Origin of the sequence: Gilliamella sp. B3482 (genome assembly GCF_026536805.1) — a bacterium.
In the GTDB taxonomy this organism is placed as follows: Bacteria; Pseudomonadota; Gammaproteobacteria; order Enterobacterales; family Orbaceae; genus Gilliamella; species Gilliamella apicola_E.
In genome coordinates this window covers 163,451-187,579 of sequence record NZ_JAFNNL010000001.1, presented here as the reverse complement: position 1 = coordinate 187,579, position 24,129 = coordinate 163,451, and the positions used below count along the sequence as shown (strand labels likewise).

The 24,129-nt window shown below is 35.9% G+C and carries 21 protein-coding genes; 15 read left to right on the top strand and 6 right to left on the bottom strand.

Features of this window, described 5'->3' with window-relative positions:
* The first annotated feature begins 7 nt into the window (after window positions 1-7).
* From rhaD to rhaM, 4 genes are all read left to right on the top strand, one after another.
* Window positions 8-832, top strand: coding sequence for a rhamnulose-1-phosphate aldolase (gene rhaD, locus J3U18_RS00905; RefSeq protein WP_065562550.1), 825 nt, complete (start codon window positions 8-10; stop codon window positions 830-832).
* A gap of 53 nt (window positions 833-885) precedes the next feature.
* On the top strand, window positions 886-1,920 hold the full coding sequence (rhaT, locus tag J3U18_RS00900; protein ID WP_065562549.1) for an L-rhamnose/proton symporter RhaT: 1,035 nt from the start codon (window positions 886-888) through the stop codon (window positions 1,918-1,920).
* A 12-nt stretch (window positions 1,921-1,932) separates the two neighbouring features.
* Window positions 1,933-3,087, top strand: a complete 1,155-nt coding sequence (gene fucO / locus J3U18_RS00895) for a lactaldehyde reductase (RefSeq protein ID WP_065562548.1) — start codon at window positions 1,933-1,935, stop codon at window positions 3,085-3,087.
* Window positions 3,088-3,159: 72 nt separating this feature from the next.
* On the top strand, window positions 3,160-3,474 hold the full coding sequence (gene rhaM, locus J3U18_RS00890; protein WP_267331362.1) for an L-rhamnose mutarotase: 315 nt from the start codon (window positions 3,160-3,162) through the stop codon (window positions 3,472-3,474).
* Between the two features lie 63 nt (window positions 3,475-3,537).
* Here the strand turns inward: rhaM and J3U18_RS00885 are convergent, their stop codons facing one another.
* Both J3U18_RS00885 and rhaS read right to left on the bottom strand, forming a co-directional pair.
* A complete protein-coding gene (locus J3U18_RS00885; protein WP_065562546.1) occupies window positions 3,538-4,386 on the bottom strand; it encodes a helix-turn-helix domain-containing protein in 849 nt (282 codons plus the stop codon).
* A 29-nt stretch (window positions 4,387-4,415) separates the two neighbouring features.
* A complete protein-coding gene (rhaS, locus tag J3U18_RS00880) occupies window positions 4,416-5,234 on the bottom strand; it encodes an HTH-type transcriptional activator RhaS (RefSeq protein WP_267352685.1) in 819 nt (272 codons plus the stop codon).
* A 306-nt stretch (window positions 5,235-5,540) separates the two neighbouring features.
* Between rhaS and J3U18_RS00875 the strand changes: the two genes are divergently transcribed.
* Window positions 5,541-6,341 carry a DUF1266 domain-containing protein gene (locus tag J3U18_RS00875; protein WP_267352684.1) on the top strand — a complete coding sequence of 267 codons (801 nt, stop codon included), beginning with the start codon at window positions 5,541-5,543 and terminating at the stop codon, window positions 6,339-6,341.
* Between the two features lie 78 nt (window positions 6,342-6,419).
* Here the strand turns inward: J3U18_RS00875 and J3U18_RS00870 are convergent, their stop codons facing one another.
* Window positions 6,420-7,226, bottom strand: a complete 807-nt coding sequence (locus J3U18_RS00870) for a helix-turn-helix domain-containing protein (RefSeq protein ID WP_065562544.1) — start codon at window positions 7,224-7,226, stop codon at window positions 6,420-6,422.
* A gap of 249 nt (window positions 7,227-7,475) precedes the next feature.
* Here J3U18_RS00870 and J3U18_RS00865 point away from each other — a divergent pair, with 249 nt between their 5' ends.
* Genes J3U18_RS00865 through J3U18_RS00855 form a run of 3 tightly spaced genes read left to right on the top strand, consistent with a single transcriptional unit; the run spans window position 7,476 to window position 11,639 of the window.
* Complete coding sequence (locus J3U18_RS00865; RefSeq protein WP_267352683.1) at window positions 7,476-9,044, top strand: hypothetical protein; 1,569 nt, start codon at window positions 7,476-7,478, stop codon at window positions 9,042-9,044.
* 25 nt (window positions 9,045-9,069) lie between these two features.
* A complete protein-coding gene (locus tag J3U18_RS00860) occupies window positions 9,070-10,431 on the top strand; it encodes an MFS transporter (protein ID WP_267352682.1) in 1,362 nt (453 codons plus the stop codon).
* Window positions 10,432-10,457: 26 nt separating this feature from the next.
* On the top strand, window positions 10,458-11,639 hold the full coding sequence (locus J3U18_RS00855; protein ID WP_065562541.1) for a carbohydrate porin: 1,182 nt from the start codon (window positions 10,458-10,460) through the stop codon (window positions 11,637-11,639).
* Between the two features lie 75 nt (window positions 11,640-11,714).
* Here J3U18_RS00855 and J3U18_RS00850 read toward each other — a convergent pair whose 3' ends face one another.
* Complete coding sequence (locus tag J3U18_RS00850) at window positions 11,715-13,082, bottom strand: sodium:proton antiporter (protein ID WP_220224924.1); 1,368 nt, start codon at window positions 13,080-13,082, stop codon at window positions 11,715-11,717.
* A 244-nt stretch (window positions 13,083-13,326) separates the two neighbouring features.
* Between J3U18_RS00850 and rlmF the strand changes: the two genes are divergently transcribed.
* The 4 genes from rlmF (at window position 13,327) to J3U18_RS00830 (ending at window position 18,556) form a co-directional block, all read left to right on the top strand.
* The gene (gene rlmF, locus J3U18_RS00845; protein WP_267352681.1) at window positions 13,327-14,277 is read left to right on the top strand and encodes a 23S rRNA (adenine(1618)-N(6))-methyltransferase RlmF; all 951 of its coding nucleotides are present in this window, start codon (window positions 13,327-13,329) and stop codon (window positions 14,275-14,277) included.
* A 304-nt stretch (window positions 14,278-14,581) separates the two neighbouring features.
* Window positions 14,582-16,129 carry a hypothetical protein gene (locus J3U18_RS00840; RefSeq protein WP_267352680.1) on the top strand — a complete coding sequence of 516 codons (1,548 nt, stop codon included), beginning with the start codon at window positions 14,582-14,584 and terminating at the stop codon, window positions 16,127-16,129.
* Between the two features lie 207 nt (window positions 16,130-16,336).
* Window positions 16,337-16,624: a hypothetical protein gene (locus J3U18_RS00835; RefSeq protein ID WP_141673899.1), complete on the top strand. Its 288-nt coding sequence runs from the start codon at window positions 16,337-16,339 to the stop codon at window positions 16,622-16,624.
* A gap of 597 nt (window positions 16,625-17,221) precedes the next feature.
* Window positions 17,222-18,556: a hypothetical protein gene (locus J3U18_RS00830; protein WP_267352679.1), complete on the top strand. Its 1,335-nt coding sequence runs from the start codon at window positions 17,222-17,224 to the stop codon at window positions 18,554-18,556.
* 206 nt (window positions 18,557-18,762) lie between these two features.
* Here the strand turns inward: J3U18_RS00830 and J3U18_RS00825 are convergent, their stop codons facing one another.
* On the bottom strand, window positions 18,763-19,617 hold the full coding sequence (locus J3U18_RS00825; protein ID WP_065561955.1) for a helix-turn-helix domain-containing protein: 855 nt from the start codon (window positions 19,615-19,617) through the stop codon (window positions 18,763-18,765).
* Window positions 19,618-19,849: 232 nt separating this feature from the next.
* On the opposite strand from J3U18_RS00825, the gene fsa reads away from it, so the two are divergent.
* The 3 genes from fsa to J3U18_RS00810 all read left to right on the top strand — a co-directional run bounded on the left by fsa (window position 19,850) and on the right by J3U18_RS00810 (window position 22,010).
* Entirely contained in the window at window positions 19,850-20,512 is a 663-nt protein-coding gene (gene fsa / locus J3U18_RS00820) for a fructose-6-phosphate aldolase (RefSeq protein WP_267352678.1), read from the top strand.
* Window positions 20,513-20,646: 134 nt separating this feature from the next.
* A complete protein-coding gene (locus tag J3U18_RS00815) occupies window positions 20,647-21,429 on the top strand; it encodes a siderophore-interacting protein (RefSeq protein ID WP_267352677.1) in 783 nt (260 codons plus the stop codon).
* Window positions 21,430-21,431: 2 nt separating this feature from the next.
* Window positions 21,432-22,010, top strand: coding sequence for an ACP phosphodiesterase (locus J3U18_RS00810; protein ID WP_065561952.1), 579 nt, complete (start codon window positions 21,432-21,434; stop codon window positions 22,008-22,010).
* Window positions 22,011-22,064: 54 nt separating this feature from the next.
* On the opposite strand, the gene J3U18_RS00805 is transcribed toward J3U18_RS00810, so the two are convergent.
* The gene (locus J3U18_RS00805) at window positions 22,065-24,098 is read right to left on the bottom strand and encodes a 3-hydroxybutyrate oligomer hydrolase family protein (RefSeq protein ID WP_267352676.1); all 2,034 of its coding nucleotides are present in this window, start codon (window positions 24,096-24,098) and stop codon (window positions 22,065-22,067) included.
* Window positions 24,099-24,129: the final 31 nt, after the last annotated feature.

The following is a 24,129-nucleotide window of genomic DNA, read 5'->3' as shown; positions in this document are numbered from 1 at the left end:
AAACAAAATGCAACAGATTCTTTCTTCTTGGTTTGTAAAAGGGATGATCAAAGCCACTTACGATATGTGGTTAAAAGGATGGGATGAGCGTAATGGTGGTAATGTTAGCTTAAGATTACTTGAAAGTGATGTGGTCTCTTTTCAAAGTGACTTTTATAAAAATCCCCGTCACGTATCGTTAACACAAGATGTGACTAAACTTGCTAACCAGTACTTTATTGTTACAGGATCAGGTAAGTTTTTCCGCAATGTCATTTTAGATCCTGCTGATACGTTAGCCATTGTCAAAATTGATGAACAAGGCAAGGGTTATTACATCATGTGGGGATTAATAAATGGTGGATTACCGACTTCTGAACTCGCTGCTCATCTGCAATCACATATTGTAAGAATCGAACAAAGCCAAGGAAAAGACCGCGTGATCATGCACTGTCATGCGACCAATTTAATTGCATTAACTTATGTCCTAGAACTTGATACTGCGGTAATAACGCGATTGTTGTGGGAAATGAGTACCGAATGTTTAGTTGTATTTCCAGATGGTGTTGGTGTCGTTCCTTGGATGGTTCCAGGTAAAGACGAAATTGGTTATGCCACTGCAAAACAGATGGCAAAACATAGTTTAGTGTTATGGGCTTTCCATGGTGTATTTGGAACAGGACCAACGTTAGATGAAGCTTTCGGCTTGATTGATACAGCTGAAAAATCAGCAGAAGTTCTTGTAAAAGTCCTATCAATGGGAGGAAAACGTCAAACCATATCCACGGAAGAGTTCAGATTATTAGCTGAGCGTTTTGATGTGAACCCAATGGAAGAAGCATTAAAACAGTAAAAGCTACTAATAAAAAATATCAAATTATATTTAAAAAATATAAGGATAAATATATGGGTAGTTCAATTATTTTAGGCATATTTTGGCACTTTGTTGGTGCCGCTTCTGCCGCGTGTTTTTACGCACCACTTAAAAAAGTAAAAAATTGGTCATGGGAAACCATGTGGTCAATAGCCGGACTATTTTCATGGATCATATTGCCATGGTCAATTAGTTACTTCTTATTGCCTGACTTTTGGTCTTATTACGGATCGTTTAGTTCAGATATATTAATTCCAGTTTTCTTATTTGGCGCCATGTGGGGAGTAGGTAACATTGGTTACGGACTAACAATGCGTTATTTAGGCATGTCAATGGGCATAGGTATTGCGATTGGCATAACCTTAATCGTTGGTACGCTAATGACGCCAATACTACAAGGTAAATTTGGTGAATTATTGGCTTCAACTGGCGGAAAAATGACATTATTAGGGGTCGTTGTTGCTGTTATTGGTGTCGCTATCGTAACTTATGCGGGTTTATTGAAAGAAAAAACACTCGGAGTACAAGTTGAAGATTTTAATTTAAAGAAAGGACTTCTTCTTGCCATCATGTGTGGTATCTTCTCTGCTGGTATGTCATTTGCCATGAGTGCAGCAGTACCAATGCACGAAAAAGCTGCCGAACTTGGCGTAGACCATCTATACGTAGCTCTCCCAAGCTATGTCATTATTATGGGTGGTGGTGCAATTATTAATCTAGGTTTCTGTATTAGTCGACTCTGCGCTAAAAAAGAACTTTCATTTAAAAAAGATATCTCAGTTGCCAAATCCCTACTTATTAGCAACATACTATTTGCCATTTTAGGTGGCGCAATGTGGTATTTCCAATTCTTCTTCTATGCTTGGGGGCATGCAAATATTCCAACTGAATATGGTTTCATGAGTTGGATGTTACATATGAGTTTCTATGTACTTTGTGGTGGTATTGTTGGATTAGCACTAAAAGAGTGGTTTGGTACTGGCAAAAAACCAGTACGAATACTTTGTATTGGCTGCTTAGTTATCATTGTTGCAGCGAACATTGTTGGTTTAGGCATGACGAATTAAAAGGAAAACATTATGGCTTATAGAATGATTCTAAATGAAACATCTTACTTTGGCGCTGGTTCAATCAGCCACATCGTAGATGAAGTAAAAAAACGGGGTTTTAAAAAAGCATTAGTGGTTACTGACAAAGATTTAATTAAATTCAAAGTAGCAACTAAAGTAACAAAACTATTAGATGACAATGGCTTTGCTTATCAAATATTTGATGAAGTCATGCCAAATCCAACTATTGGTATTGTTCAAAAAGGGGTTGAAGTCTTCAAACAATCGGGTGCCGACTACCTAATTGCAATTGGTGGTGGCTCACCACAAGATACCGCAAAAGCGATCGGTATTATCATCAACAATCCAGAATTTTCTGATGTTCGTAGTCTTGAAGGGGTAGCGCCAACGAAAAAACCAGCAGTACCCACAATCGCTATACCTACAACAGCAGGTACAGCAGCTGAAGTGACCATTAACTACGTCATTACCGATGAAGAGAAAAAACGTAAATTTGTCTGCGTTGACCCTCACGATATTCCAGTTGTCGCAATCATAGATTCCGATATGATGACAAGTATGCCAGCGAGTTTAAAAGCAGCAACAGGTGTTGATGCCTTAACTCACGCCATTGAAGGTTATATAACCAAAGGCGCTTGGGAACTATCAGACATGTTCCATCTTAAAGCAATAGAAGTCATATCTCGTTCATTACGTGACTCAGTAAAAGGGATTGCAAAAGGTTCTCAAGACATGGCATTAGGCCAATATATTGCTGGCATGGGCTTTTCAAATGTGGGATTAGGTTTAGTTCACGGAATGGCTCACCCACTTGGAGCATTTTATGGAACTCCTCACGGTGTAGCTAATGCGGTACTTTTACCTCATATCATGGCTTACAATGCTGAATTTACTGGTGAAAAATATCGTGATATTGCTAAAGCGATGGGGGTGGCTAAAACAGAACAAATGACGATCGAACAAGCAAGAAAAGCTGCTGTCGATGCAGTTAAACAACTTAACGTAGATGTTGGTATCCCTCCTACATTAAAAGATATTGGCGTAAAACTTGAGGATATCCCTGCGTTAGCTCAAGCTGCTTTTGATGATGTTTGTACCGGAGGCAATCCGCGTGATACTAACGTAAAAGAAATTGAGCAATTATATCATTCTATTTACCAATAAAAATTGAATGTACACGTGATAATGAAATAGGTTAAATGCAAATTTAACCTAATTCATTAAAAAGGAGCTATTATGATAAGAAAAGCAAGCATAATGCAGGTCCATCCTGACAAACATGCTGAATATAAAAAACGGCATGACGAAATCTTTCCCGAGCTGGTAAAAGAACTAAAAGCCCATGGCGCTCACAATTACTCAATATTTTTAGACAGCAAAAGAAGTCTACTTTTTGCTTATGTTGAAATCGAATCAGAAGAGCGATGGGATGCAGTAGCTAAAACAGCAGCTTGTCAAAAATGGTGGGCGTTTATGAAAGATATCATGCCAAGCAACCCAGACAACAGCCCAATTAGTGAATCATTAGCAGAAGTCTTTTATTTAGAATAAAACATTACTCTCTTTTAAAGCCTAAAAGAGAGTAAATTGAATATATATTTAATCTACCTTCACCTAGCACTTCTTATCATTAAATTTAGCCCGGTACTCTGAAGGCGTTTGATTAGTTTGCTTTTTAAACACTGATGAAAAATAGTTACTATCATCGTAACCACACTCAGCAGCAATCATACTAATCGAATAATTAGTATTACGAAGTAAAGACATGGCATCACATAATCGCCTTTTTTGTAAATAACCACTAATGGTCATCCCTGTTTGGCTTTTAAATAAACGACTAAGTGAACGGCTTGCAATATGATTTTCCTTGCAAAAAACATCAACATTAAATGGTGTTGCAATACTGTTATGGAGCGCGGTAAACAATAAATCCAACTGATGAGTAGCAGTCGGCTCCGTTACCTTTGGTGCTTGTTTTATCCGGTCTAACAAAATAACTAATTGCAGAAAAAGTGCCTCAGATAAATGTACGGAGGCTAAATTATTTTTCTTTGATTCGATAGCTAATTTTTCGATAAGAGGAGATAAAAGTTTAAGGTATGAAGGTTGAATTCGCCAAGAACGCTCATTATGTTTGGCTGTCACTTTAGGTAAATAAGACTCGATAGTCGATAATAAAAAAAGTGACTCTCTCAAATATAAAATATTATCCAATTTTAGATCATTAACTGACTCATAACCATGCACATCTTTGGGATTAATATATAAAATATCACCACTGGTAATTGGATAAATATAATCATTCCAATAATGCAAACCATTACCAGAACAAACAATCACAATTTCATAAAAATCGTGATCATGTAAAGGAAAAGGGTGTTGATGATCACGTTTTTCGACAGTAACAGTATTCATCTTTGAAATAAAATAATCTTGTTTATATAAACGCAAACATCTTTCCATAAACTGTTCCTGACATACTAGTAAAACAACTAATGATAACCTTTATCTGGGTTATTACGTAATGCTTGTGGCGAAAACGTAAATTCTTGTTTAAAACAGGTAGAAAAATAAGCACTATCATTAAAACCACACTCTTGCGCAATGGTTGTAATAGATTTATTGCTATAAATTAACTGAGTATAAGCATTAGCTAACCGCAACTTTATTAAATATTTTTGAGGCGTGATGCCAATCTCATTTTTCATCTTCCTATGAAAAGAGCGCAATGACAATGAAAATTGTGCCGTTAACTGTTCCCAATCAATTTGCTCCTTAAAATTGATCTGTAACCAACGCAACAACTGCTTAACGCGATTATCAGATGATCCAGTACCTTCATTGACATAAAAATTCTTATTAAAAATAAGTAGTAATTGTAAAAATAAACTTTCCTGTACAGCACTTGATTGATTTTGCGTCAATTGTTTAATAATCGATTGAATATTTTCATCAGATTTTTTATCAAAAAAGTAATGAGAATGAATCGGATCAGGATTTGGAATTAACTGATTTATCCCATTAATAAAATGAAAATTCTCAGGATCTCTAAATAAAATATTGGTCAAATGTAGATTATTAACGTTCTCATACAAATGGCAGTCCGAAGCCTTAATATAAAACATCATACCTGGATATAAATCAAATAGTCGCCCATTTAAAATATGTTTTCCATACCCACTTGTCACAATAACGATTTCATTAAAATTATGCGTATGTTCAGGGTAGACGGGTTGAGGCGCCCGAGGCTCAACGGTGATATTTTGATCGCTAGACGAAAAAAAATCTTTATCAAGTAACATCTCAATCATTTTGAACCTCACTCCTTATAAAAACCTACAACCACATTCTAAAAAGTAAATCGAAATCTCACCTTTAAAATTTGGACAGCTAATATAATATTTTGGCAATAAATTATAGCTATACAGGAATTTTTATTAAAAATGTGCGAAGCTTCACATTTTTAAAACCACTTCATTCAAAAAATTATCAATATAACAACGAAACAGCTTAATTTTTTACAAAACTTTTCTAAAAATTTATCTTGTTAGCAGGTGTTATGTATTATTATCTCACAGCTTATTTAAATTGATTTATGTCAAAAAGAAGATGTTCATATGGAAATATTAATTGTAATTTTGATTCTTTTAGTGTCACTACTTGTACGATACAATAGAGTGATTACGATTCTCATTAAAACTTTAAAACACAAATCTTTTCCCCAAAATTCTCAAAAAACTGAACAACTGACAGTTGACCAGCAAAATGCATTATCAGCTGGACTTATTATTGCTGAGCAGCATATGTTTTGTTGGGATAGCTTAGAAAGTGATGCCAGAAACTCTGGTAAAAAAGAACAGCGATATCGCTTAAGTACAGCTTGGGATGTAACTTCTCCACAAAGTGCTACTGAATGTTTATCCTCTTTTGGATCAACTCACAAACTCATTGATGTAGCGATTGAAATTTATCTAAACGTACCTAAAGAGCAGTGGCAAAGTTGTATTGATGACCAAGTTCCAGAAGATTACCGTGATATTATTACAATCTATTGCTCAAGATTAGATCAAGTATCTTCAATGCTGATTGAAAACAAAGTCGCTGAAGACCAAGACGAATTGCGTCAAATTTTACTACGAGGTTCAATTGCATGGGATTTAGGACGCCTAGTTTATATTGCCAGAGCAAGCTATATAGCGGGCTATATTAGCAAAGATCAAGCATGGCAATCGATTAACTCAGTTTTACCAACGGTTAAAGAAAATTTTGCCAATTGGAAAGAATTTGGTCAAAGTTATATGCTAGGTCGTGCTGTGTACCAGCCTGATGATGCTTCGCTTTCTGGTCTATTTGATATCTACACCGAAAGCACCACTTCGGAAGAAAGCCCATGGCTAAAATATCCGTTGAATAATTAAGTTAATGCTTGTGACAGTGTAAACTGTCACAAGTACTTAAATCCTTAATCGTTATTTAAAACCCAACCATATAAAAATCTAGTTAAATTTTCGCTCTTCAGATGGCGTGATACCAAACGTTTTTTTATACAGTGTAGTAAAATGAGTACTATTAACAAAACCACAAAGTAATGATATTTCGGTAATAGTCATATCACTTTCTCTAATCTTTAATCTTGCTGACATTAACCGTAATCGTCTGATGTAATTTTCAGGAGTTAGGCCGGTTGCTTGTTTAATATGCCTAAACATCGTACGCGTTGTTAAATGAAACGTTTGCGCTATATTGTTCCAATCATATTCATCAAAGCAATTTTCTTGAAGATGGTTAAGTAAAAGATGGAGTTTATAGCGGGTATTATTTTGTTGTGACTGACGTTGATATTGCTTAATGATAACAAGCAATTTAAAAAATAGATACTCACGATGCTCAATTGAATTATTTAAATTAAATAACTGATCAATAACAGAATTACACTCTTTACGAATATTAGGCGCTAACCAAATATAAGAACTTAAATCACTTGCGGAGATAGGCCTTAATAGCTCTTCCATATTCTTCAAAAAAGTAAAATTCTGATTTGGATTAATCAGGATATTAGTTAGCTTTAGCGTTCCGAGATCATCATAAAAATGGTAATCATGCCCCCTAACTAAAAAAACATCACCTTGTTGAATAAATAATGGCTTACCATTAATAACATGTAAACCATGACCGTGCTCAACAATCACTAACTCGTCGAACTCATGATTATGCTCGCAACTGTTGTCCTCAGGGTCACTCTTATAAAGCGCTAATTTATCTGATTTATGATTAAAATAAGTGTCAATTTTTAAAGTATACATATTGATTATATCCTTACAACGGTAACTTATTATCAAGGTATCCCGCTAAATAAAAGACATTTTTTATCCGTCATATAAATACAATAAAGTAATTAAACATGAGATAAAAAATAATATTCTTAAAAATGTGAACTTGCTCGGTATAAGCTTTTTAATATTGCCATTTATAAATGCAATCTGGCAGTATCTTAGTGGCTAGCTTTTGTTTTGCATAGCTATACTCCTAAATGTTTTCTATAGGAGAAGAATATGGCACAAGCAATTCAAAAAAATGTTGATGCAGTTATGGTAAAAGATAATGCATTTATTCTGAAAGCAAAGCAATTACAACCAAAGATTTATCAAAAAAAGATCTCACCCCAAAAGATTATTTCGCTCATCAATGATCCAAGTGCTATTCATCATTGGTCATCAAAAATAGTGAGTGATGCAAATGATTATCTCAATCAGAGTTTTCATTCAGGTGATAGTTTTATAATTGATTTTGGTCAACACAATGTTGGTTACCTCTCTTTCTTGTGCGAATCCACTGGTAGCCCTCCTGATGCGCCTGCGCATATAAAATTAACATTTGGTGAAACACTGTGTGAAATTGCTGAACCATTCAGTCAATATCAAGGTTGGCTTAGCAAAAGCTGGTTACAACAGCATGATGAATACATTGATATTTTACCCTCTAAAATCAACTTATCTCGACGCTACTGCTTTAGATACTTAAAAATAGATGTTGTCTCACTATCGCCTAAATACCAAATTTTATTTAAAGATATAACTTTTAACACAGTCAGTTCAGCACCAGAACACTGTCTTAGCTATCAATCATCAGATCCGCTATTAGCGAAGATAGATCAAGTCTCCATTCACACGCTTCGAAATTGTATGCAAGACGTATTCGAGGATGGTCCGAAAAGAGATAGAAGACTGTGGTTAGGCGATTTACGCTTACAAGCCCTAGTGAACAACGTCACTTTTCAACAGCACGATTTAGTCCGCAGATGCTTATACCTCTTTGCTAGCCATCGTCGGGAAGATGGTCTGGTTTCCTCTAATGTCTTTGTTAAACCTGACATTATTGCTGACGATACGTTCTTATTTGATTACTCACTTCTTTTTGTCGATGTCCTTTATGACTACTTTAATCAAACTAATGATCGACAAACGGTTAAAGAGCTATGGCCGATCGCATTACAGCAAATTGAAATAAATCTAAAACGTTGTGACGCGCAAGGATTAGTTCAAGATAGTGATGATTGGTGGTCATTTATTGATTGGCACGAAAAACTCAATAAGCAAGGCGCTTCTCAAGGTGTTTTAATTTACTGTTTAGACAAAGCATTTCGACTTTCCCAACATTTTCAACCTGATATAACTCAGGCGCTTAACCAAAAATTAGATTTGGTTAAAAGAGCAGCACAAACATTATGGGACGAGCAAGCCGGTTTTTACACCAGCGGAGAACAAAAACAAATTAGTTACGCCACACAAATTTGGATGGTTTTAGCTGATGTAGGCGATTTAGCTCATCAACAAAAATTATTAACCCAATTAATAACAACTCCACCAGAAATCGGCATGAACACGCCTTACTTACGACATCACTACATCTTAGCCTTGTTCAAAACAGGCATGAAACAACAAGCCATTGATGAGATTAAAGCATATTGGGGAAAAATGGTCGAATTTGGGGCAGATACATTTTGGGAATTGTTTGATCCAAACGACCTTAATTATTCACCGTATGGTAGCAAAATCATCAATAGCTACTGTCATGCTTGGAGTTGCACACCGGCTTGGTTTATTCGACAAAATAAACTTTAACTAAAAATTTATAAGGAATAAAAAAATGGTCAATTCATTATTTTCTCTTTGGCGGCAACGCATAGGTTATGGGATTGCTGACTTATCTTGTAATTTAGTATGGCAATTAATCTCATTATATCTTATGTATTTTTATACGGACGTAATGGCACTACCCGCTTATTATGTCGGTCTAATGTTTTTAGTTACCCGGCTGGTTGATGGTGTTGCTGATGTCTTAATGGGCTTAGTTATCGATAATACATCCACACGTTGGGGACGTTGTCGTCCATGGCTATTAATCGGCGCAATACCGTTTGGCATATTGTGTATTTTAGTTTTCTATGTGCCTGATTTTGGAACGACCGGTAAACTAATCTATGCCTTTATCACCTACCTTTGCCTCTCTTTTATCTATACCTTGGTCAACATACCATTTAGTGCAATGTTGCCATTTTTAACTGCGGATTCATTAGAAAGAACAACCTTATCGTCAGTAAGAATTTTATTAGGTTCCTTAGGTTCAACGATTGTTGCAGTTGCAACATTACCGCTAGTTGCGACATTGGGAAATGGTGATCAAACACATGGCTTTTTATATACCGCTATTGTTTTTGGGATTATTGCGACTTTCTTTCTGATAGTCAGTTTTAAAAATGTTGAGGAAAAAATCACTATACAACAAGAGCGAATGACCTTAACTAGAGCCTGGAAAGGTTTAAAAGACAACAACCCATGGAAAATCTTTGCAACTAACATCTTTCTTATGTGGGGCGCATTCTTTTTACAAACTGGCTCCTTAGTCTATTTCTTCAACTATTACGTACAAAGTGAAAACCTTACCGCAGTAATTGCGGGAATATCAACTTTCGTCCCCTTAATTGGCACACTTACTGTACCATTCTTAGCCAATCAGATGAAAAAACGACATGTCTATCTATTTTCAAGCGCTATCAACTTAATTGGTATGGGAATAATGATGTTATCGGGCGTGAATCATCTTGGTCTTATCATCGGCGCGGTTATCTTATCACTCGGTGCTGGGCAACGCCTTGCTATCTATTTTTCAATGCAGGCTGACCCGGTTGATTATGGTGTATGGAAAACCGGTATTAATACAGCCGGAATTTTGACATCAATCAATGGATTCTTTGGCAAAGTGGCGATGGCTGGCGCTGGTGCTATTACCGGTTTTTTACTCTCATCTGGTGGATATGTTGCCAATGCAGTTCAAGTACCAAGTGCGCTTTTTGCAATCAAACTCTGTTACTTATATTTACCTGCCATTTTAATTATTGCCTCGATGATTTGGATAGCTAAGTTCTACAAACTTGATGACAGTTATACTTCAATTCGAGCTGAATTAGATGCCAGAAACCAAAATCTTAATGATGAACAAAAAGTTTAATCAATTTACATTAAAAGGAAATAACGATGAAATTAAAAATAATAGCTGGAGTCTGCTGTTTCTATTCTTTATCCGCATTAGCATCCATTGAATGGCAGACCGAACAAGGAACACTTAAACTTTATGGCGATGTCGAATTTAATATTGATGCTGCAAGCAAAAAAAAGCAGTTAACCTCACTTAGAACATCGGCAAACAAAGACTTTGATGCTAATGACACAGATCAGTGGGATATAAATGGCCGTATTTTATTCGGCTTGGATGGGAAAAGAGAATTAGCGAATCAGAACTATGCAGGATTCTCGGTGCAACCGCTTGCTGATATGGGAGGTAAAGTTAACCTAGATGATGCTAGTTTCTATTTTGGTAAAAAAGATGATTGGCGCCTACGAATTGGTCGCTATGAAGCTTACGACATGTTCCCACTTGGGCAAGATACCTTCATAGAATATTCTGGCAATACTGCCAACGATTTATATAGTGATGGTTTTGGTTACATCTATATGATGAAAGAGGGTAGAGGGCGTAGCAGTAACGGCGGTGCAATCGAATTAACCAAAGAGTTGGGGGATTTGAACTTGCAAGTTAATGCAATGGTAAAAGATGGTACCTCCTTATTTGATCATAGCCGTTATCATGGATATAAATTGCAAAAAGATAAAAACGTCGTTTACTTACGTCCCATCATATCCTACCGAAATAATGATATATCAGCAGCTCTAGCAATGGAGCGTAATGTTGTTAATAACGCTTATGGTTATCATGATATAAACGGCAAATGGCATGATCAGTCAAAACGTAATGGGTATGGCTTAACGATGAGTTGGAATAGTGCAGGTGATTTTGATAAATCATCTGAGGGATTACTACTCAATAGCAGCATCTCCTATTTAGATGCCGAACAAGAAAAAGATTTTACCGCGGGTATCAATGGTATTTGGAAAGGTATTGGTCTTGGTTACATCTATGCTGCCAATGATATAAAAGCATTTAATACAAATTATCGAGGTGATGGTGAAATTTATGCTAAAGGTAAATATAAATTACATACTGTCAATGCCTCATACTTAATTTCAAATGTGATGGATATGGATAACTTCAATATCTATTTAGGGACTTACTTATCTAGATTAGAGCGCGATGAAAAACAAGGAGGAGGTAACGATAATCGTTATGGCGCAAGGGTCCGTTTTAAATATTTCTTTTAAATAAGACTAATTAACATTCACCCCAAGTAAAAATAATACGCACTTTGCTTGGGGAATTCTAAAAAGAGTCATTTCTTAAAAAAACACAAAAAACACCAAATTATCAATAATAAAAACCGGAATCAAAATCCCGATTGACCACTTCATATAACCAAAAAAGCTAGGCATATTGATTTTATTTTGGTCTGCAATGCTTTTAACCATAAAGTTAGGGGCATTACCAATATAACTTAAAGCGCCCATAAATACCGAGCCCATTGAAATGGCCAGTAAAGTGCTTTCAAACGTCGTCATTAAGCTACTAGCATTACCCGAAGCAAGATTGAAAAAGACCAGATAAGTTGGTGCATTATCTAAAAATCCGGATAGCAATCCTGATAACCAAAAATACATACTATTTATTGGCGCACCTTGGTCATTAGTCACCAATGAAATGACCGAAGCCAACGCACCATCATTACCCGCACGTAAAATCGCCAGCACAGGTACAATAGTAATAAAAATCCCAATAAATAACTTAGCAACCTCTTTTATCGGCTCCCAATTAAATTCGTTGCCTGCTCGAACTTGTTTTGGGGTAATCATTATTGAAATTATCGTAATAGCAATAAAAAGACCATCACGAACTAAATTTTGTAATGCGATTTGTGAACCTAAAATAGTAAAACTTATCGATGAATGCCACACACCAGACAAAATCACGCTAGCAATAATAGCCAATAATAATACAAGATTATTTAGACCATATAACTTAACAGGCTTAGCACTAATTGGATTGCTATTCACACCATACTGCTTAACGTAATAGTAATGATCGATAAAATAATAAATAATTAGCAATAACCCAGATGTAAACACAACAGGCAACAGCATATGCTTAACTGTCCAGAAAAAATCGACACCTTTTAAAAAACCAATAAATAACGGTGGATCGCCTAAAGGCGTTAATCCACCGCCAATATTGGCAACTAAAAAGATAAAAAATATTACCGTGTGTACAGCATACTGTCGTTGACGATTAGCTCGAAGTAGTGGACGAATCATCAACATCGCAGCGCCAGTTGTTCCCATAATTGAAGCAAGCACAACGCCAATCATCAGTAAAATAACGTTGGATTTTGGTGTGCTGATTTTATCACTCTTAACCAGAATGCCACCGGAAACCGTAAACAAAGCCAAAAGTAATAATATAAAAGGAATATACTCCTGAACAATGGCATGTACTGTTAGCTCAATTGTGGTCGTTAAACCAAATGAAACCAGTGCAAACCCCAAAAATAATAACGTCCAAACGGCAACAACTTTACCGTAGTGATAATGCCATAATCGGGCTAAAAATAGTGGACATAAAGCAATCGATAACAAAATTCCAACGAAAGGAATCACCCAAAGTAATGATAACGCCTGTCCATTAAACTCACTCGCATAGGAATCAAAAGACATAAGCATTAAACTCAAAAAAGGGAATATCAAAAACTTTTTTATATTTTTCATTGTATTATCGGTTGGATTTAAAGTGGATGATTATAACAAATTCAAAATTAATTTTCGAATCATCCACAATCGTATAACTTAACGATTATAAAAAAGTTGAGGAGCGGGGTTTTTGAAGCATAAAATCTTTCGCTTTTCACAAATTTGCTCAAAAACGTTATAATAGTGATTAATTCTCTATGTTGGATCATCCATGCAATCAATCAAAAAAACAGCTTTACACCACCGCAATAAACACATTAATGGTTATCCATTTGATTTACTTATCAAAACATTGAACGAGCTATCTAATTTTGTAAAGCCTAATCAATATGGACGGTTAACGATTGATTTTGCTGATCCTACTGCGGTCAAAATGCTAAATAAAGCGCTATTATTGCACTATTATCAACTTTCGTATTGGGACATTCCTGACAACTATCTATGTCCGCCAATTCCGGGGCGAGCAGATTATATACACTATCTTGCCGATCTGTTAGCGCAAGATAACCAAATTCCTACAGGTAAACAGGTTCGCATTTTAGATATTGGGGTTGGGGCGAATATTATTTATCCAATTATTGGTTGTGCAGAGTATGGTTGGTCATTTGTTGGTAGTGATATCAATCCAACATCAATTAAAATTGCTTCATTGATAGCACAATCTAATGATCTATTAAAAAACACATTACAATGTCGCTTACAATCTGACAACAAAGCTATTTTTGAAAATATCATTCAACCTAAAGAATTTTACATAGCTACCCTATGCAATCCACCTTTTCACGCCTCCGAACAAGAAGCGCATGCAAGTGCTTACACTAAACTTAAAAAGTTGGGAAAAGTAAATTCAACGAAAGATAATCTCATCCTCAACTTTGGTGGACAACACGCTGAACTCTGGTGCAAAGGGGGAGAAAGTGCATTTATCACTAGAATGATAAAAGAGAGTATCAAATACAAAACGCAATGCCTGTGGTTTACCTCATTGGTATCGAAAAAAGAGACGCTAAGCAAAATAAAAAAACAACTAAAAGTGGCAACTGAATATAAAATTGTCTCTATGGCTCAAGGGCAAAAAATTAGCCGTTTTGTTGCGTGGACGTTTTTTGATCAAGAAGAGCGAAAAATGATAATAAAAAAAGTTGAGGAGCGGGGTTTTTAGCATTTAAATCTCTACCTAGAAATCAATAAATAAACAAAATTTAAATAAAATTAAATTTTCTCTGGATTAAAAACTATAATTTTAAAGATTTATAAAGTTGATATTTATCAATTAAACCAAAATTTAGCCAATAATTATTTGGATCTTTTTTTTGATCATATTTACAAAAGTTAACAATATAAAGTAAAAAATTTATTGCGTCATATTTTTCCAGTTACTATACTTTCGGATCAATTTAGCTGAATAGCTAAAATTTTATCAACAAACATAAAATAGTAAATAAATCAAAAATTTACTTGACAGGATGGTCGAATATGTATTACAATTTTCAACAGGCAACAGGCAACAGGCAACTTGGCCAACCTATAATTTAAATTCACCAAATTTAAACTCTCAACCTCTTTTTTTTCACTCCAGTTTATTAATCGACGAAAATTTAAGATCGCATAGTGAATCGTTGCACCGATCGTTATTTCGATCGTCATTTAGATCATTCCGATCAACTCTCAGATCTAAATTATTTCGGCAGATCTTTTTACCGCTTGGCTTTTTGTTAATACCTTTTTATTCTAGCCATGCATTAACCTCTAAAACCACGAATATGATTCATGGTAATCCACCGCATTTAACTTTCGATGGTGGCCGGACTAGTACTCTTGATCTTGATTATCTGCTCAATATTACGTTATCTAACGGAAAGCGATACACGACTACAACCAATACTTCATCATCTTCAACACCAATTGAGTTACCTGCTAAAGGTCAAAGCTTTTCTGATATAAATATGTTCATCCCAAGAGGAGAAGATTCAGTCGAATTAGACAGAATTCTACTTCCTTATTGGGATGATGATGATGGTGATGGTGATATTAATATTTCTGGTTTTTTAAGGTTATCTATCTATGATAGAATCGGTAGAACTATATCATCGCGCAATACAGTGCTAACGTCTTGTGGTGCACCTTATCGGATTGTATTAGAGGCTATAGGTGGTACATTAAGCACTCGTTATGGTCTTCCAAATAGTAGTAGTCTTAATTCCAATAATGTCACTTATTATGTCAAACCTGTGGGTATTGATATTTGTTTTGTCAGCCCAAGCTTATCTTATGAGGGAGAGGGTGGTGTAAAAGCAGGTCCTCCTGAAATTTTCAATCCTTCTCTTGGTTTTTTCCCTCAGTCAACTAACCCATTAGATTATGGTAAAAACTTTCCAACTACTGGAGCTAACAACATGTTCTTTGATTTGCGGATTGGTTATACTGAGGCACTATCTTGGGCTCCTGTTTCGCATGGTGGTATCACTGCTACTATGACTGATGTTACAGCTACAAGCGCACGAGTTACCTTAACTGGCCCTGTTGCAACTCAATCCCAATGGAATTCCGGCAATCCAGGTCCTATTACTAAGCCTACTTTGCCTCAGACATTCGAGTTAGTTGGTCGAGATAGTAAAGGTAAAGCTATCGTTAAATATGGTTTTACATTAAAACAATGGTTTGTCAACCGAGGTAAAAGTTATTACACCTATTCTAGCATGGAATCCTGGTGTAAAAGTATTGGTTATCGCCTTTCTAGAGTTAAAGATTTAACTAATGCAAAACGTTATGAAATTACTGGTGGTACACCTTCATCATCAGGTGATTATTATATGCGTACAATTGGTGCAGGCTTGCTTGCGGAGTGGGGTAATATAGGCAAATATGATCGAACCAACTTTGACGCTGTCCGATGGTACTGGACCAGTGATGAAAAAAGTTTGAGTCGGTTCGTCGTTTTTCCTACAGATGGTCATATACATTGGGCTGAACCCTCGTATGATAAATCGGTAGGGCTTTGCACTTATCCTTAGTGCCATTAGCGAGGTGGAAATATAAAAAGTATATTCGTTAACGAATTGAAAAATCCAATTTTGGGTGGCGATTATACTTTTTACCCAATTTTAGTTCAATGGCTAAAAGATGAAACAGAAGGCATAAAAATAAAATAAATCAGATCACTATCTTGCTTGCAAAAATATATTATAAATTAAATGGAGTTAAATGCCGATGTTTTTCATGTGTTTAAGGCGTTTATACAAGAGATCTTAAACGCGATAATTCCTCAATTATTCAGGCAGACTATTTTAGCTATTTTGCTGTCTGTCTTTTTTTCCAGCTATGCATTAACCAAACAAACTTCAAATATTATCCACGGTAATGTTCCATATTTAACGTTTGATGATGGTTGTATTCGAACGGTTGATACAAATGATCTGAACGGTATTACGTTATCTAATGGTGTTAAATATACGCCTTCAACCAAAATCTCATCTACAACACCCATCGTTTTGCCTGCTGTAGGTTAGAGTTTTGCTGTGCCTAATGGTAAGCTCAATGAGGTGGTTGAGAAAAGATAGCCTTAAGTTGTTATGAGTTAGCTGACTCAAAGAGTCAATGTAGCCAAGCGTTAAAAAACGATTTTGTAAAGCATATCAATAATCGGCCTTTAGGCTATGATGGATTTTATTGACGAATGTGTTGTATTATAAAATCACAATTCTCATTGTTAAAATGTCTATTTGTAAGATAGAATGTTACAGTATTAATTATTTAGTAAGGAAATACATTGCGCATAGGGTGGGAGATTTTTATCCTTTACTCGCAGTTTAGTAAGTAGTATTTTAATGAGAAGTTATTGTTAGTTAAGGAGCAGTAGATAAAAATAAAAATTTAAATAAAACTTAATTGATAAGGTATTTGTTATGATATGCAATTTCAAAGACCAAATCTGTTCAATTTATAATTTACACTTACTTAATTTAAGCTCAAAAAGTCTTTTTTTTAACTCTAGTTTATTAATCGTCAAAATTTTAAGATCGTTATGTAGATCATTGCAAATATCTTCCAAACGATTAAATTATGCTTTCATATTATCTCGCCAAATGCTTTTGTCGTATGGCTTTTTGTTTATAACTTCGTATTCTTGTGATGCATTAACTTCTATAACATCAAATGCGATTCAAGGGAATGCGCCTTATTTAACATTTGATGAAGGGCGCACGCGAGCCATCAATACTGACGATCTGTTATGGATATCTCTTTCTAATGGGGATAAATACACACCTTCAACAAATAATTCGTCAACAACCCCAATTGAATTGCCTGTAGCTGGTCAAAGCTTTTCTGATATTGATATGTTAATGCCAAGGAATAGCTATTCAGTTGGTTTGAATACTCTTATTGCTGCGCCTTTTAATTATTGGAGCGATGATGATGGAGATGCTGATGTTTCAGTTACTGGTGACCTAAATTTGTATATTGTTGATGAAGACTATATATTCTTATCACGTGATACAGTGCCATCACTGTGTAATGGTTCTTATCGTGTTACATTAGCTAATACAAGTGGAACATTAACTACCCGTTATGGCATTCCTAATAGTAGTACTTTTAATGCTAATAGTGTTACTTATCATATTAATCCTAAAGAATTGCCAACGGTTTGTTTTGCCAAGCCAGATACAACTTACGGTAATTCTAGTTATGCTGGTCCAACTACTATGTGGAAAACTGATAAGGGTTTTATTCCACAGTCTTTTATTTCGTCATCTTATAATTTAAACTTCCCCACTACAGGCGCTAACAATTTGTTTTTTGATTTAATTATTGCTGGTAATCATCAGCCATTAACTTGGGATACGGTCTCCCATGGCGGTATTACCGCTACTATGACAAATTCATCAAATACAGGGGTTCGTGTTACATTAACTGGCCCTGTTGCAACTTCATCACAATGGAGAGCTAAAAATCCTGGAAATATACCAAGCCCTTCCTTACCTCAGACTTTCGAGTTAATCGGTCGTGACAGCCAAGGTAATGAAGTTGTTAAGTATGGGTTTGAGTTAAAGCAGTGGTTCATCAACCGAGGTACTTTTGAAGACAATTATGCTAATACATTATCTTGGTGTAAACGTATCGGTTACAGAGTTCCTAAGGTTAAAGATTTAACTAATGCTTTTTGTGCTGAAAATAGTACTTTAAATGATGAATGTAAAGGTTCAGTCGGTGCAACTCCTTCTTCAATCGATAATTATTATCAGCGTATAATCGGCGCAGGATTTTTTACCGAGTGGGGTTTGATGAAAAATTACTCACAAGCCAATTTTTCCTTTAGAGATTATTGGACAGTTGATACCAATCCTACATATAATCAGCCGTTTGTTGTGGGCTCGTACTACGGTAATACCCTATTCGTGGACCGATCTCGCAACTACAACGGACTTTGTGTTTCTCCTTAACTTTTATTCGATAGTTCATATTACTTGAGTAAATAAACTGGAGATAGCAATAAGTCCGTTAGATAGTTGACTTGAAGTGTTTAAAACACAGTCTTGATTAGGACTAATTTTTTTGTTTTTATTGTAAAAAAGTTGAGGAACGGGGTTTTTGGGCTCCTTAATTGCTTGCAATTTGAAACTTCTGTTTTACTTTCAATTAACTGAGTTTACTTTTCCGATAATTTACTATGATATTGCCGTCGATATTCAGTGGGTGTTCGTTCGGTTTTTTTTCTAAAAATTCGGCAAAAGTAGTTACTATCTTTAAAACCCGCTTCAAGCGAGATTTCTTTGACGTTTAAGTCGTAATCTTTAAGTAGTGATTTTGCGTACTCTATCCGGATATGGTTGAGATATTCATTTAAGCCAATTTTGCCTTCGTTTTTGAATAGATAGGATAAATAGTTGGGTGAGATATAAAACATTTTAGCTAGAAATTCACGGCTTATATCTTCCCGAAAATGAGTATCAATATATTGGCGTATTGCTTCGAATAAGCTGGTGGTTTTTGATGCGGTTTTTATGTCGGCATTGAGTAAATCTAGGGTGTTACTAAGCAGGCTTTGAATCAAGTAGTAGCCGGTTTGAGTTTGTGGTTGATTTTGCCAAGTCAATTCAGATAGCGCTTGAATAATAAAGGTGCCAACTCGTGGACCTCGCCTTGGTATGTTGGTTTGTGCTAGCGGAATTAATTGGTTGCCGTCCCAATAAACAATGCTGATGCCAATTTGCTGTTTACCAAATAAGATGTTTAACCAGGTGATTGGGGTTGTGCGGATAGGTTTGTTCCAACTGTTAGCGGTAATGTAGAGCAGATCATTAACCTCCAGTTGTTGTGTCATTATTTTGCCATTGCTGTCAGCCCATTGCATAAGCTGTTGACCTTCTATAATCACTTCGATCCTCGGAAAATCAACTTGATAAGCATGTAGCGGTGCCGTTTGTTGGTTATTGGCAAAATAGAGGTGGTTGATTTGTTGGTTAGTGAGCTGAGTTAATACGTTTTTTAGGGTTGTGGTCATATTGTTAGTAAACCAAGTAATGTGCAGTTGGTTTAATTATAGCTTGTAGAGTTAAACTTGAAAAATTTATTTAATTTAATGTGTTATTAATTGTGATTAAAAATGTGATCGAGATCGCATTTTGCTGTTTATCGTACAAAAATCCAGTAAATAGAAAATTTGTCTTCTAGGCTTGAGTTGAATTTTTTTTTACTATGCTACTCATCAATTAAGCATTTAATTAGGAGTGGGTATGGAATTATATTTAGATACAGCCGATGTTGCAGCGATTAAGCGTTTATCTGCAATTTTGCCAATAAAGGGGGTTACCACTAATCCAAGTATTGTCGCTAAATCGGGTAAGCCAATTTTTGATTTGTTATCTGAATTACAAGATTTGCTGGGTTCTGATAAGTTGTTATTCGCGCAAGTGCTTTCGCATAATGCTAAAGAGATGATTAAGGAAGCGGAGCAACTTCGTAAAGTCGTTCCCTCCATTGTGACTAAAATCCCGGTTAATGCCGAGGGGTTGATGGCGATTAAGGAGTTGACCAAGCAGGGTATTCCAACTTTAGGTACGGCCGTTTATGGTGCGGGTCAGGGCTTTTTAGCTGCGCTTGCTGGTGCAAAATATATTGCTCCTTATGTCAATCGTATTGATGCCCAAGGTGGTAATAGTAAAGATACGGTTTATGAGCTACAGACGCTGTTAGATTTGCATTGTCGTGAATCGATGGTGTTAGCAGCCAGTTTCAGAACACCAAGACAAGCTTTAGATTGTATGCTTGCCGGTTGTCAGTCAATTACGTTGCCGGTGGATGTGGCGGAGCTGTTTATTTCAGATCCGGCCGTTGATGCTGCTGTGGTTAAATTCGATCAGGATTGGTGTGGGGCGTTTGGGGCCTTACGCTTTTAATACTTGCTATTGATTTAGATTCCACCCATTCAGGGTGGTTTTTTCTCTTTCCCGCGATTAAAAATTCCCCTTTTTTATACCAATTATGTTGTATGATAGTGATGCGATATTAGAGGAATAGAAGAGAACACCAAATGCACGAAAAATCAAAAAAATACATTATTAATGCTTTATTGACGGTGATTAAAATTGAGCGGCCGTCAGAAAGTTATTTGCGATTATCTTTTAGTTGCAATAAGCCGTTAGCAGTTAATCCAAATTGGATTTGTCCTCATTTAAAGTTGTTATTCGCTGATCCTTTGACTGGCAAAATTACTTTCCCGATGTTAGATGAAAATAATAAAATTTTAGTGAGTGATAAAGTTCGTCAATTTGCTCGCAGTTATAGTATTCGGGCTTATGATGAGTCGTCCAATCAAATTGTGATTGATTTTGCGATTCATGCCAGCGGTTTAGCGACGGTTTGGGCTCAACAGGCAAAAGTGGGCGATCAAATCGGGATAGTCGGGACAGCAGGTAAGTTAGAGTTTGATAATCAATATTTGATTTTGATGGGGGATGTGTCTTCTCTGCCTGCCATCTGTTATACCCTTGAACATTTACCTGTAAATCATAAAGCCGTTGCTTTTATTGAGGTGAATCACAAGACCGATATCGTTGAACTGCTATCTGTTTTATCTGTTCAATGGTTGATTAAAGATGCTAATCATCCTAATCAATTAGTTGATGCGGTGATGAGTTGGGATTTGAGTCAGCAAGATAATCTATTGTTTTGGGGCGGATTAGAGAGCTCGCTTGCTAGACAGTTACGTCAGGCCATTAAAGATAAATATGTCGATTTGGCACCTAATTCGGTTCATATAACCAGCTATTGGCGAGAAGGCTTTGCTGAAGGGGAGTTTAAACATCGAGATTAGCCATGAATATTCTTGCACATTTACATTTGGCAACGTTGGCAAATAGTTCGTTGATTGGTAATACCGTTGCTGATTTTGTTAAAGGCGATGCTTATCGACAATATCCCAAAGCGATTGCCGATGGGATTATGTTGCATCGTAGGATTGATCGTTTGATTGATAGTTTTGCTGAAGTTAAGCAAGCTAAATTGCTTTTTCGACAATCACATCAACGTGTTGCACCGATCACCTTGGATATTATTTGGGACCATTTTTTGTCAAAATATTGGGCGGAATTTAATGCTAGGCAATCTCTTTCATCATTCAATACCTTCACTAAGCGGCAGATTCAGCCTTATATCGTAAATTATCCAGTTGATTATCAAGATTTTATGGGGGCAATGTGGCGCGGTGAGTGGTTGGTAAATTATGCTTCGGTGGATTTTATTGGTAAAGTTTTAAACGGTATGGCAAAACGTCGACCTAAGCTCTATTTATTAAGCGATACTTTTATTGATTTTGAACAAAACTATACGCCACTAAAAACATTGTTTTTCGAGCTTTATCCTAAAATGTGTTCACTTATTGTCGAATATAGATGATTAAATGACTATCGAATAGTTTGATTTGTTCGATAGTCATTTGTGAATTTGATTTTATTGCGAAAAGGTAATCTTGCCATTATCGATAGTGATGAGATTGTTGGCATCTGGAGTTTGCGATATTGGGACTAGGTTTTCAGCCGTAGCTTGTGGTGCTTGTCCACTAATGCCTCCTCTCGGTTTTGTGCGAATGATTTGGCTTTCCGGTAAAGTGGTTTGATTGGTTATATTTGCCCATAACCATTCCATGGCTTCATCACCATAATAGTCAATAGGTAATAGCGTATTGTCAAAAGGTGCTTTACCATCAAGATAACTTGCATTTTCAACTTCAATATAACGGAGTTGTGACTCTTTTCCTTCAACTTTACTGTTTAATGCAACATAAGGTCTAGATGTGTAGTCGATAAGTTGTTTAGGGTTATTTTTACCATGAACAATGAAGGTTTTGACTTTGTTTAAATTACCTGTTGCCAGGACTTCTTTTAAACCTTTAATCACGCGTGGATCTTTTATTTTATCTCTTAAGCAAATGGCTCCTTTAGTGCCATAATCTATTTGATGCTCAATGGTAGAACTTGAATACCATTCACGTCGAGGAGAGGAGACATCTTTATTTTCAACCAGGTCAATAGCTGTGGCATCAGGGTTGGCCCAGATGGGTAACTGGCCATTAGATAATCCCCAAATTTCGGCAAAATTGACTTGTTTTAGTGGTTTTACTTCACCAGAATTATAATATGGGTCTTGTTGGGTACTTGCCACTGAAAAGTCACACATGTTTTCAGTTACATCATATCGACCATAGGCGCTAATATATTTATAAGGGTAGGCAATTGATTCATTAAGATAGAAATAAGGTAATTGGTTGCTCATTTCAGGCTTCCAACCATAATCATAAAGTTTGTTTAATGCCTCTTTCGGCGTGCCGGTTGGTAGTAAGTTGGCTTGTTTTAATGCATCACAACGGTTTTGTGAAAAAAGATACTTTGAGGCATCGGGGACGTATTTGTCCTGCTTATTCGGTTCAATTGCCGGTATGGCACAAGGAATATAAAGTGCCCCATAGGAGCTATAATCGGGTAATGAACGAGAGCTTATGTTTTCGTTACTATTTTCTAAACTTGTTTGAATTTGTGGATTAACTGCAACCACACCATTAATTCTACTTCTTAAACGTAATTCAGCTAGCTTAAGTGCCGCAGCTCCACCATCCTCAGCTCCATAGACTAATATGATGGTATTAGTATCGTTAAAGTAAAGATTATTAGGTTCCGGAAATAGTTCATTTAATTCATATAAAGCGAAAACAATTGAATAGAAGGTATATGTTGGCCATTTTGCTTCTTGGTTTTGCTTTGAATGGAGCTGTTTTACTGCATAACGGTGCGGATTATTTTTGATAAACTCTTTTTGATTTTGTATAGTTGGCTTAAAGAGTATATTGTCCTTAGCAACTAGACCATCAACAGTAAAGCCTTGCTCGTTGGTAATATCATAAATACCAGTACCTAAACCTTTGTCGTTATAAACTACTGCGCAGTTATGTTTAAGACCCCACAATCCACGGATTTGTATATCTTTGGCGTTATATAGTCCATCAGAACCAGAAGCTGGTACGACAACAATACAGGGTTTTTTCTTATTAAAATCGATGGGAACTTGTAATAGCAAGCCAACATTTTCATCTTTAATGGTGGCTAAAATTTCTGTGCCTGCAATTTTTCCATCAAATAAAGGCGACAATTCTTCACTTTTGAATCCAAATAGAGAGCCTTCTCCGGTTTTTGTATCAATAAATCGATTTAATTTTGCACGACGTAATTCTTGGGGGGTAGGATTTGATGGATCGGCATAATTGATCTTTTGGATCATTTTTGATAAGGCAGTAAACCCTATTCCAGCGGTAACAAGATCATCACTATCACCATCATAGTAGTTTGAGCTATGAACAACCAACCATTGGGGTTTATGATTAATTGGATTTTGGTTTGCAGGATCACCTAATTCAGCACCGCTAGGATTTGAAAATATTGTTAAAAAGAGTAAGGTGGATAACGTGCTTGTTTTTTTTAATTTTATTGGCATTACATTCATTCCCTACATTTTGCTTAACTGC